We start from the raw sequence: 10875 nt of genomic DNA, 5'->3' as shown, positions 1-10875 counted from the left end.
GTCAGCAGGAGCACGGCGCAGAGCAGGGCCCCGACGACGGTCCCCAGAGCCCGGCAGACGGCACGGGAGGCGAGGGGCCCGAGATCCGGCTTCACGAGGAACACGGCGGTCGCGGGCAGCCAGTACCAGTGCTGCTGTCCCAGGGCGAGGGGGGCGTCGCGGCTCGGGACGCAGGCGCCCGGGCAGGCGCCCGGGGGCGGTGCGGGACGGGCCGTCGGGGTCGGGCGCCGGGTGAGTGGGGCGGTGCGGCGTGCGGCGGGGCCGGCCGGGCGCGAGTACGGCGCGCGGGTCGGCCTGTGCTGCGCGGCCTCCACCGCGCTGGCCCTCGCCCTGGGACAGCAGCACTGGTACTGGCTGCCCGCGACCGCCGTGTTCCTCGTGAAGCCGGATCTCGGGCCCCTCGCCTCCCGTGCCGTCTGCCGGGCTCTGGGGACCGTCGTCGGGGCCCTGCTCTGCGCCGTGCTCCTGCTGACCGGGCCGGGGCCGGAGGCGCTGACCCTGTCGGTCGCCGTCTGCGGCGCTCTCGTCCCGTTCGCCACGCGGCACTTCGCCGCCCAGACGGCCGTCGTCACGGTGCTCGTGCTGTGCCTCGTCGCCCTCGCGGGCGAGCCGCCCGCCACCGGTGAACGGGTGGTGCAGTCGCTGCTGGCCTGCGCGACCGTCCTCGTCGTCGGGCACCTGCCCCTGCCGGGCCGTCACGGGAACGTCGTCCGCCACCGCCTGGACACCGCGACGGAGGCCGCGCGGCGCTATCTGGAGCACGTCCTCGCCTCGCCCGGCGACCAGGCCGGCCGCTGGGCCCTGCGCCGGGAGGCTTACCGCGCGGCCGCTGCCGCGCAGACGGCGGCCGGGCTGTCGGCCGCCGAACTGCCGACGATCGCACGGCACAGCACGGGGTCGCAGCTCATCGCCACGGGGCTGGTCGGCCTGCTCGACTCGATCACCGCCTGCGCCGTCGAGGCGGACGACAGAGCGGCGCCCGTGCCCCGCCGGGACGCGGAGGACCTCGCTGCCCGGCTCACCGAGCTCGGCGGCGACCGGCCGGCGCCCCTCCCGGATCGCGGACTCGTCCCGCACTGAAGCCCGCCACCGGAGCCCCCCGGGTAAGGTCTCCCGCGCACGGCCCCGCGCGCACCGCCCCGCGCCCGCGAGCCCTGTGCCCCCGAGGGCGTCGCCGTCGCCGTCGCCGCGGCCCGGCCGGTCAGGGAGCGGATGCCACCGTCAGTTCGGTGACCGGCGGCTCGTCGTCGAGCGACACGGCGATCCGGTAGAGCCCCGACCAGGGCAGCGTGACGGAGCCGGACAGGCCCTGGCCGTCCGGACGCAGACCGGGGGCGAGCACCGAGCGCCCCGTCGCGACATCGGTGATCGTGCACCCGAGTCCGGTCAGGTCCGTGGTGCCGGTGATCGTCAGTGGCCACGGCTCGCCCGTGGTCACGCTGTCGGGGACCGCGAGCCCGATGCCGTTCGACCCGCCCGCCACGAGCCCGATCGCCCGGCCGGGGTCCGCGCCCCCGCCCCTGCCGGGCGCCGTGGTCTCGACCGTCCTCGGCACGACCGCACCCACGGACTCGGGGGTGACGGCATGCCCCGGCTGCTCCGTGAGCACCGACGCCACGTACCGCAGGGTCACCGGATGCGTCGCGGTCGATCCATGGCGTGCCGTCACATGGCAGAGCCCCGCCGTCGATCCGCCGAGCGCCGCGGCGTCCCGGGAGACGAGCCCGTCGCCGCTGCGGTCCCAGCGGACCGGGGTGCCGTCCGCCAGCCGCAGGAGCTCCCCGTTCGTATGGGTGCGCAGCGCGCTGTACTGCGGGACGGCCTCCCCGAGGGTGATGCGCAGACTCTGCGCCGTCCGCTGCCCGACGCCCGCCACCCCCCGGTGTGCGGGCGGACCGGCCGGCGCGCCGCGCACGGCCCGCTGGAACTCCATCGCCGAGGCGGCCAGTTCGCGGTCCGCCCCGATGTCCGCCACGTCTGCGGGGGTGAGGCGCACCGGTGCGCCGCCGCGTTCCACACAGGGGAGGGCCGGGAGCATGTCGTACACGGCCGGCATGGTCAGCGCGGCCCGGCGCAGGCGCCGCGCCGCGCCCGGCCGGGGCCCGCGGTCGCCGAGCATCGCCGCCACCGCGACCGACCCCTGGAAGGGGGTGCCGATGGACACGAGCACCCGGGTGTCGTCGGCGAGCCCGGGTGTCCGGGCGAGTGCGGCGCGGGCCAGCAGCCCGCCCATGGCATGGGCGACGAACACCAGACGGGGCGGGTGCGAGGTGTCGGAGCCGGCCTGCCCTGTGCGCTGGAGGTTCCGCCGCCAGGCGGTCAGATGGCGCTGCGCCGCCTCGGCCAGAAGCGCGGCGTTGCGGGCGGCCGGCAGCCGCCAGTCGTAGGCGAACTCCAGCACCGCGTCGGGGTGGACGACCCGGGACAGCACCGTCGCCAGCAGCGGTGTGTACGGCTCCACCCCGCCGAAGTACGGTGACCAGACGGGTCTGCGGAGCAGCCGGACGGCCCGCAGCCGGCCCGCGCCGTCCCGGTCCTCGTCGGTCACCCGCAGCGCGGGGTGGTCCCGGTCGCGCCAGGCCGCCAGCTGCTCGCCCGGGGACTGCCCCCACACGAGCGAGGACGTCCGCGTGTCCAGCAGCTCGCTGCCCATGAAGCCCGGCACGACGACCACCGCGTCCCGGGTGAAGGCGGGACGCCCGCCGGGCGCCGAGGGGCCCCCGCGGTCCGGCTGGTCGACCTCGTGCCGGTACGCCTCCACCAGGGCGTCGCGCCACGAGTCCTGCCGGGCCGCGTCGCTGAGCAGATAGGTCGACACCAGATCGCCGCGGGCCACGGTGTTGACGGCCGGCAGCTCCGCTCTCAGCCGCATGGAGGCGGTGTCGCGGGCACCGGGCGGCTCCGCCGGACCCGTCAGCCGGGTGAAGTCCTCGATGTCGTCGGTGCTGAGCCGGTCGCCCAGGACCCGCCCCGTGCCGCTGTCCAGATCGACGCCGAGCAGCCGGGCGGCGAGCGGCACCAGCCGGGGCACCGCGTCGCCCACCTCCGCGGCGAGGTCGCGCACCAGCGTCGGGTGCCGCTCCAGTTCCCGCGTGCTCCAGCCACCGAGGCGTTCCAGCACGTCCTCGCGGAGCGTCCGGGCCTCGGGCACGTCCGCCGTGCCGGTCCGCCGGTGCAGCCGCAGCAGGGCGGCGTCCACCGTCAGCAGCGCCGTCCTGTCGTGCCGGGCCGAGGGCGCCGAACGGGCCTCCAGCAGCAGGGCGCGGGAGGCTCCGAACCGGCCCGCGTCCTCCTCCAGCCGGGCGCCGAGCACGGCGATCTCCACGAACGCCGTCGCCGACTCCTGCGACGCCCGGTCGAGGGCGTGCTCGATCAGCGGCCGCGCCTCGTCGGTGCGGCCCAGTGCGGCCAGGGCGCGCAGCCGCAGCAGGGCCAGGGACACGGTCCCGGCGTGCTCACCGGTCCGTTCCGAGAGCAGGGCCAGTGCCCGCTCGGGATGCCCGTCCGCGAGGAGCCGGCCGGCCTCGGTCTCCGCCTGCCGTGCCCAGGTCACCCCGTCCGCCTGTGCCCTGAGCGAGGGCGCCACGGTGATCCCGAGCCGGTCCGAGAGGTACACCTGGGCGCGCGGCGGCAATTCGTCCAGCGCGGACTCCAGCAGCGGGGCGGCGGCGTCGAGCCAGCGCCGGTCGAGCGTGGCGGCGGACTGGTCCAGCGCCATCCGGTGGTACAGCTCCTCCGCCCGGTGCTCCGCGGTGAGCACCGGGTCGGTCTCCGGCAGCCCGGCGTAGTAGGCGACCGCCGCCCGGTCGATCCGCCGCATCAGCCGCGGATCGTCCCGGCGGAGCAGCAGCAGCATCGCCCGCCGCACGTCGGGCCGGTGCACCACGGCCTCCCGGCCCGGGACGTCCTCGACGAGCGAGGCCTCCGCGCGCAGCAGCCGGAACAGGTCGTGGGCCCGGACCGGGTCGACGTCGCCCAGCCCGCACGGTCCCGCCAGGACCTCGCGGATGACGTCGGGGGTGACCCTGCGGACCGTGAGACCCGGGCTGGCGATCCGGCGCAGCGCGGGATCGCCGAGATGGTCCAGGATGCGCTGGTAGAGAGCGCCCTGGAGCTGCTCGGGGTCCATGAGCAGCCAGAGGTGCCGGCGGGAGGCGGGGTCGTCGAGCGCGTCGGGACCTTCCTGCCGGATCACCTCCGCCACCAGTTTGAGGCTCAGCGGGTTGGTCCCGAAGCGGCGGACCACCCCCGCCAGGAAGTCGCCGCCCGCGGCCTCGTCCCCGCCGGTGTGGTGGCGCAGGAAGGCCAGCGCCAGCGCCTGGTCGAACCCCCTCAGTTCGAGCGACTCGGTGCCGTACGCGCTGCGGGACGCGTCGTCGAGCGGCGCCCGCCCGGCGAGCACCACGCGCAGCCGGGGGCACACCGACTGGAGGACGTCCAGGAACTCCGTCAGCCGGGTCATGGCGCTGCCGCCCTGACGCTGCGCCTGCTCCATCGTGTCGAGGACCAGGAGCACCGGCCCGTCGCCGCTCCCGCCGGCCGCCGAGCCGGCCAGCCGGGCGAAGAGTTCGGCGAGTTTGCGCTCGTCGCGGGCGTGGCCCCGCCGGCCGCCGGTGTGCGTCCGTGCCGTCTCGGCCGACGACCTGTGGTCCGCGAGCAGGGTCAGGCGCACGGCGGCGCCCAGTTCGGCGGCCGCGGGGGCGAGTTCGGGGTGGAGCAGCCCCAGCTGCCGTGCCGCCTCGGCGAGCAGGGTCAGCGGCTGCTGGGGCAGCAGGTCGGCCCGGTCGAAGGAGAGATAGGCGAACGGCAGCACGGACGCGCCCGGCCGGCCCGCGTGGTCGAGCACGAACCGGGCGACGAGGGTCGACTTCCCGACCCCGCCCGGCCCGTGGATCATCAGCCGCGGACGTCCCGCCGGGGTCGGCCGGGGCGTGCCGCCGGGCCGGGGGAGCACGCCCACATGGGCGGCCAGCATGTCCAGCTCGTGGTGCCGTCCGACGAAGCGGTCGCCCACGAGCGCCCGTAACGGCTGGAGCAGGGCGGCGAGTTCGATCCGGTCCCGCACGACGGCGGGCTCCGGCAGGTCCAGGGAGCACCGGGCCAGCGCCGCCCTGGCGAGCGGGGCCTCGGCGAACCACTGCGTCACCGTCAGAGCCGCGTGCAGTTCGTCCACGCCGTACGACGCCAGGTCCCGCGCCTGCCCCCGCAGCAGCCGCTCCGCCCATGCGCGGGCGGTGTCCGCCGGGTCGCCGGGCACCGCCCGCGCGGCGCGCAGCATGCGCTCCGGGGTCCGCAGACGCTCCAGCGCGGCCGTGCGCACCTGGGGCGTGAGCCGCCAGCGGCGTCCCTCGCGGGTACTGACCTGGTCGCAGTCGAAGGCGAGCATCTCCCGCAGCGCCGGGTCGTCGGGCCCCTGCCGTGCCTGCCCCGCCGCGCCCGCGAGCAGTGCTCCCGCTTCGAACGCGCCGAGCAGCGCCGCCGCCTCCCGGTGGGCCCACCGGGCCGCCGGCACCGGTTCCGGCACGGCTGCGGGGCCGGTGGCCGGGGAGGCGAGCAGTTCCCGGACCCGGTCGGCCGTCAGACGTCGTTCACTCACAGGACCCTCCGCTCGGGACGAGCAGCAGCCGCGCACGGTCTGCGGCGGCGCGGGACACCAGGGTGAACGGCAGTGGTGCGGACGGATCGCCGTGTTCGCCGAGTGCCTCCTCCAGTACGGACGCCACAAGGAGCTCCACGGCTTCATCCGGGAGCGAATTGCCGCTTCCCTCGGCCACGCGGCCGAAGAAGGCGCGCAGATCCTCGGCCCGCACGGGGCGCAGGTCCTCGGTCAGCACGGTGTCCGCGACCGAGGGCGGCAGTGGCCGGTCGTAGGCGAGCAGCACCACCCGCAGGCCCCCGCCCGTCTCCCGGCGTTCCGCGGCGACGGCCATCTGTTCGATCAGCCGCCGTGCGGGCTCGGTCAGATTGGGCGAGTCCAGCGCGTCGAAGACGAACCAGCGGTCGCCCAGGTCGCGGATCAGGCCCTTGAACTTGCTGAGCAGGTTCCGGGCCTGGGTCTCCTCGCTCTCCCGGGCGTCGACCCGGAAGCGCTCCCAGCCCAGCAGATCGGCGATCTCGCCCATGACGTCGGCCGGCCCGGCGGGAGGCCCCGCCCAGTGGGAGAAGTCGACGAGGTAGGGGGCGCGCCCGCTCACGGACTCCAGCACGTGCGAGATCAGGTGCCACGTCCAGGTCTTGCCCGTCGCCGTGCCACCCGTGACGACCAGCACCCGGCAGCCGTTGCGGTGCAGCAGCACCCGCAGGTGGCCGCGGAGTTCCTCCCGGTCGATGAAGGGACGGGGCCTGCCGTACCCGATCAGCGGCACGGCGCACGGGTCGTCGTCGCGCCCGGCGGAGGGCTGCGCCGTCTGGGCGACGAGGTCCTTGAAGATCGGATGGGCGCTGCTGTCCGGCTCCGCCGCCACCACCTCGATCAGCGGCCGGAGCCGCCTGCGGGGCGCCGCCCACCGCAGGACGTCGCACCACAGGTCGATCGCCCGGGCCCCCCAGGCGAACTCCCCGGGCGGCAGCCCGGCGGCGTCCGTCAGCATGCGCACCCGGGCCTCCGCGTAGTAGAGGCCCGCCAGCGCGTCGAGGAGCACCTTGCTCTCCGGGTCCTGGAGGGAGAACGCCGTGCGGTCGAGAAGTGGCACCACGGGCGCTCACACCCGTCCCGCGCGCCGCACGCCCTCGGCGACCCGGTCGATGCGTATGCCCTGGTTGCGGTACTCGGGCGGTTCGGTGAGGGCGCCGATGCGCACCCACCGGTGGTGGAGCGCGACCAGCCGCCACCGCTCGTCGAACACCGGTGAGCCGGAGGAGCCGCCGTCGGTGTCCGTCCAGTACTGGACGACGTCGTCGTCGGCGTGGCGCACGACGTTGTGGTGGGCCGCCAGCTTCTTCACCCCGCCGTGGGGGTGCTGGACGATGTAGACACGGTCGCCGGGGGCCACGTCGGTTGTCGCGGGCAGCTCCACCACGGCCGTGCCGTCGGGCACGGGAGCGGCGACCCGCACCACGGCCCAGTCGTACGCCGCGTCGCCCACCGCCGACTCCGCGGCGCAGGGCACCCGCACGTGCGCCAGGTCCCGGCCCCCGAGGTCGCGCTCGTAGCCGAACCACGCCTCGACCGCGGCCGCGGGCCGCGCACCGTCGGAGCCGTCGAACAGCACATGATGGTTGGTCAGCAGCATGTCCTCGCCGATGCGGAACCCGGTGCCGTGGTACTGCCTGCCGTCGGGGAACGTGACGAGCAGCCGTGCGACCGCCGTCGACAGCTCCATGCCCCGCCGCAGGAAGGACACGTCGAGGTAGGAACCGGTGCGGAAGATCCGGCGCTCCGCCGCGTCGGGATCGTGGAAGTGCCGCCAGGTGCCGGCGTCGGCAGGGGGTTCGGGCGCCTCCACCACCGGCTGGGCGCGCAGCAGTTCGCCGACGCGTCCGGCGAGCGCCGCGTCGGGGCCCGCCATGATCTGGTCGAGCAGCGCCCGCAGTTTGTCCTGATTGCGTGCCGTGCCGATGAGGTCGTGCCACACGGCGGCCATCGGCTGGCCCCAGCGGACGGACGCCGGCGGGATGCCCGCCTGCTGCGCCAGCGCGATCACCGGCTCCTCGCGGAAGTGGACCGAACTGAGCAGGTCCCGCAGCTCACGGGAGGCCGGCAGACTCCAGTCGAACGGCACCCGGTCCAGGAAGTGGGCGCCGTGCTGCCCCGTGGTGCCGTTCATCGCCCGCTCCAGCGCGTCGTCCCGGCGCATCGCGCCACCCCCGAGGTCCCCTCGTGCAACCGGTCGCCCCCGGCCCCGTGATCCAGATCATCCCAGCGGCACGTGACCGGACGGCTCGTTTCGGCCATCAGCGCCGCTGGGGCAGGAACTCCCAGTACGCGCCGTCACGGTGCTCGACGGCCGCGAGTCCGAAGCGGCCCGCCGGGGGAGTGCCGTGGTGGAGGACGGCATGGACGTCGGACAGGATCGAGGTGTGGTCGCCGATGTACGAATGGCTCATCAGGCCGGTGTCGAGGGCGGTCGCGTCGATCGTGTCGACCCCCTTGACCACGACGATGCCCTCGCCCGACTGCCCGGCCCGCGGATACCCGGCCAGCCGCCGCGACAGTCCCAGCGCCCGGTCCCTGGAGGACGCGTAGAGCGTGCAGCGCCGCGCCTGGCGGACCAGGGCGGGGGCGACCTGCCGGAAGACGTCCGCGTCGACGTCGGGCGCGGCGAGCACCACGTTCCCCAGCCGTGCGGCGTCCGGCGGGAGCGCGGTGGTGTCGAAGCCGGCCAGGGCCTCGGTCAGCACCCGGTTGCCCATGCTGTGGGCGACGACATGGACCTCGTCGGCGCCGCAGCCGGTCAGCGTCCGCCGCAGGAAGTCCTGGAAGTGGGGGACCGTCCACCGGGCGTTGTTGGCGTCCTCCTCGTAGCTGAGCACCGCTCCCCGCGACGGCCAGCTGTAGAGCACCGGCACCCCGGTGAAGCCGAGGTCGTACGCGATCTGGGCGGTGCGCACCGCGGCGGCCCCGAAACCGACGTTGTAGCCGTGCACGAAGACCAGGGCCTGCCGGGGACCGGAGCCGTCGAGGAGCGACCGCGCCTCCTGCCCGAAGGCGGCCGCGGACAGCTCCGTCGTCCCGCCGAGGACGACGTCCCGCTCCGGGCTGCCGCGGAAGCGCAGCAGCCAGCGGCGCGGCTTCTCCACCGCCCCGAGCCTGTGGTCGTCGGGAATCCCGACCAGGGCCTTGCCGTAACGGAGTTCGCCCCGCCCGCCGCCGAAACCGCCGTCGCCGCCGTCCCCGCCGGGCGTGCCGTCCCGGTCGGTCGCGTAGAGCACCGGGACGATCAGCGACCGGAGGTACGGCAGCGAGCCGGGCGGAGCCGGGACGTGCCGCCGCTCCTGGCCCGTCAGCAGCGCGTCGAACGACGCGGCCAGCCGCTCGCCGAGCGGCGGCCGGCCGGCGAAGAGCACCGCGAGCCGCCGCCGCGCGGCCTCCTCCGCCTCCTCGGCGGCCGCGCCCGGGCCGCCCGGCGTGGCCCGTGCGGTGTGCGCGGCGGCTTCCAGCGCGCGCAGCCCGACGAGGACCTCGGACGCGAACGACTCCAGGTCCCGCCCGCTCAGCAGCTCCGTCGCGGCGGGCCACACCTCGGCCACGGCCGTCGCCAGCGCGTCGGACTCGTCCAACTCTTCCCCCGTGGCTCGCCGTTGCCGGACGGGGCCATGGTCCCCGCCCCCGGCGCATCCTAATCGGGCGCGGCGGCGGAGCCGGCCGGGGCGCGGGGCGCCCCGGCCCCGTGGGGCAGGGGCATGCGCGGCGCCCCCGCCCCGCGGGACCCCTCAGCCGCCGGCGCCGTCCGGCGGTGACGGCCGGGGAGTGCGGCGGGCGGAGAGAGCGGCCGCGACCGCCAGGTAGGGGAGGGCCAGCAGGGCGAAGACCGTCGCATGGGAGGCGTGGCCGGACAGCGTGGCGTACGCCCCGTACACGCCGAGCGTCGCGGCGCCGGAGCCGAGTCCGGCCAGTGACGTGACCGTGGCCCGGCTGGGGCCGGTGATCGCCGCCTGGAGCCGGGCGTCCACCAGGACGTCGGCCAGCTGGAACACCAGGAAGCCCGCCCCGACGAGGACGAAACCGGCCGGGTGCCCCGACAGCGCGCCCGCCGCCATGGCCAGGGCGCCGCCGGCCACCAGCAGTCCGAGGGCCCGGCCGGTCAGCCGCTCACCGCGCCCGACGAGCAGCGATCCCGCCGTCACCCCGGCCCACACCACCAGCACCAGCAGGGGCACCGCGGGCTCGGCCGCGCCGGTCGCCGCGGCCAGCAGCGGCACGTACTCGTCCAGCGCCCCCCACAGCGAGGTGACGGCCACGCCGAGCAGCAGCGCACGCCGCACCGGCGCGCTGCCGCGGACCTCGGCCAGTCCGGCGCGCAGCGTCCCGGACGCGCCCGCGGGGTCGTCGTCCGCGGCCGCCGCGACCGCCTCCCGGTGCTCCGGCAGCGCGGCGCCCGCCGCCGCGCACAGCCCGCACGCCACGACGCTCGCCGCGGCCACCGCGGGCAGCCCGCCGACCGCCAGCACGGGCGCCGCCACGGCCGTGGCGGTGGCGGTGGCGGCCATGCTCCATGCCGCGGCGCGCCCCATCACCCGCGCGTAGCGCGAGGCCGCGCCGAGCCGGTCGAGTTCGTCGTGGGCGAGAGCCTCGTAGGCGCCGGAGCGCAGCGAGCCGCCGAGTCCCCACAGCACGAAACCGGCGGCGAAGGCGCCGTACGAGGGCACCAGCGACCAGAGGGCGAATCCGGCGCCCGTCAGACAGGGGCCGGCGACCAGCATCAGCCGGCGCGACACCAGGTCGGCCCAGACGCCGGAGGGCACCTCGGCCACCAGACCGGTGAGCGACCAGAGTGCGAAGAGGGACGAGATCTCGGCCGTGCTCAGCCCCTGCTCGGCGAAGAGCAGGGCGTAGAGCGGATAGAGGAGGACGAAGTCCTCCAGGCCCGCGTAGAGGCAGAGACGGCGCTCCAGGCGCCGGACGGCTGCGCCGTTCGGGCATGACGACAGGGTGAGCATGCGAAGAGGTCCTTCGGTGGGACGGACAGCGGACGCCGGGTGCTCACCCGTGCGGCGGTCCGCGACAGTCCGTACCAGGACCCGCGATGGAGGATCAATGTCGTCGGCGCATACCCCCGAGTCTACGGCGCGGCGCCCCGGCCCGCGCCGAGCGGGCGGTCCTTGTCCAGCGGGGTGGTGCCGGGGACGCGGTTGTAGTCGATGGCGACCACATAGTCGAACGAGCCTTCGAGGGGCTCCCCGAGGAAGCCGGTTCCCGACGTGGCGAACTCGGGG

The 10875-nt window shown here is 76.1% G+C and carries 6 protein-coding genes and 1 pseudogene; 1 reads left to right on the top strand and 6 read right to left on the bottom strand.

Translation table 11 applies throughout. The features are described from left to right. A pseudogene (locus tag EAO77_RS36870) lies at positions 1-137 on the bottom strand (FUSC family protein); the annotation flags it as partial. A 106-nt stretch (positions 138-243) separates the two neighbouring features. On the opposite strand from EAO77_RS36870, the gene EAO77_RS36865 reads away from it, so the two are divergent. Continuing rightward, positions 244-1080, top strand: coding sequence for an FUSC family protein (locus tag EAO77_RS36865; RefSeq protein ID WP_261994325.1), 837 nt, complete (start codon positions 244-246; stop codon positions 1078-1080). Positions 1081-1201: 121 nt separating this feature from the next. On the opposite strand, the gene EAO77_RS36860 is transcribed toward EAO77_RS36865, so the two are convergent. From EAO77_RS36860 to EAO77_RS36845, 5 genes are all read right to left on the bottom strand, one after another. After that, positions 1202-5596 carry an AAA family ATPase gene (locus EAO77_RS36860; RefSeq protein ID WP_187283591.1) on the bottom strand — a complete coding sequence of 1465 codons (4395 nt, stop codon included), beginning with the start codon at positions 5594-5596 and terminating at the stop codon, positions 1202-1204. Then, positions 5589-6695 carry an effector-associated domain EAD1-containing protein gene (locus tag EAO77_RS39245; protein WP_187283590.1) on the bottom strand — a complete coding sequence of 369 codons (1107 nt, stop codon included), beginning with the start codon at positions 6693-6695 and terminating at the stop codon, positions 5589-5591. The genes EAO77_RS36860 and EAO77_RS39245 overlap by 8 nt, the downstream gene beginning before the upstream one ends. A gap of 6 nt (positions 6696-6701) precedes the next feature. Then, positions 6702-7796: a serine protease gene (locus EAO77_RS36855; RefSeq protein ID WP_261994324.1), complete on the bottom strand. Its 1095-nt coding sequence runs from the start codon at positions 7794-7796 to the stop codon at positions 6702-6704. 97 nt (positions 7797-7893) lie between these two features. Further along, positions 7894-9219: an alpha/beta hydrolase gene (locus tag EAO77_RS39600; RefSeq protein WP_222723751.1), complete on the bottom strand. Its 1326-nt coding sequence runs from the start codon at positions 9217-9219 to the stop codon at positions 7894-7896. Between the two features lie 153 nt (positions 9220-9372). Continuing rightward, positions 9373-10599 carry an MFS transporter gene (locus EAO77_RS36845; protein WP_147992628.1) on the bottom strand — a complete coding sequence of 409 codons (1227 nt, stop codon included), beginning with the start codon at positions 10597-10599 and terminating at the stop codon, positions 9373-9375. Between the last annotated feature and the right edge of the window lie 276 nt (positions 10600-10875).

Source organism: Streptomyces sp. T39, assembly GCF_008042045.1.
Classification (GTDB): domain Bacteria; phylum Actinomycetota; class Actinomycetes; order Streptomycetales; family Streptomycetaceae; genus Streptomyces.
This window is presented reverse-complemented; position numbering and strand designations above follow the sequence as displayed.

What these genes read in the sequence shown, in the direction of transcription:
- EAO77_RS36855 (WP_261994324.1), bottom strand. Translation starts at nt 7,796, where the DNA reads ATGCGCCGGGACGACGCGCTGGAGCGGGCGATGAACGGCACCACGGGG.
- EAO77_RS36845 (WP_147992628.1), bottom strand. Translation starts at nt 10,599, where the DNA reads ATGCTCACCCTGTCGTCATGCCCGAACGGCGCAGCCGTCCGGCGCCTG.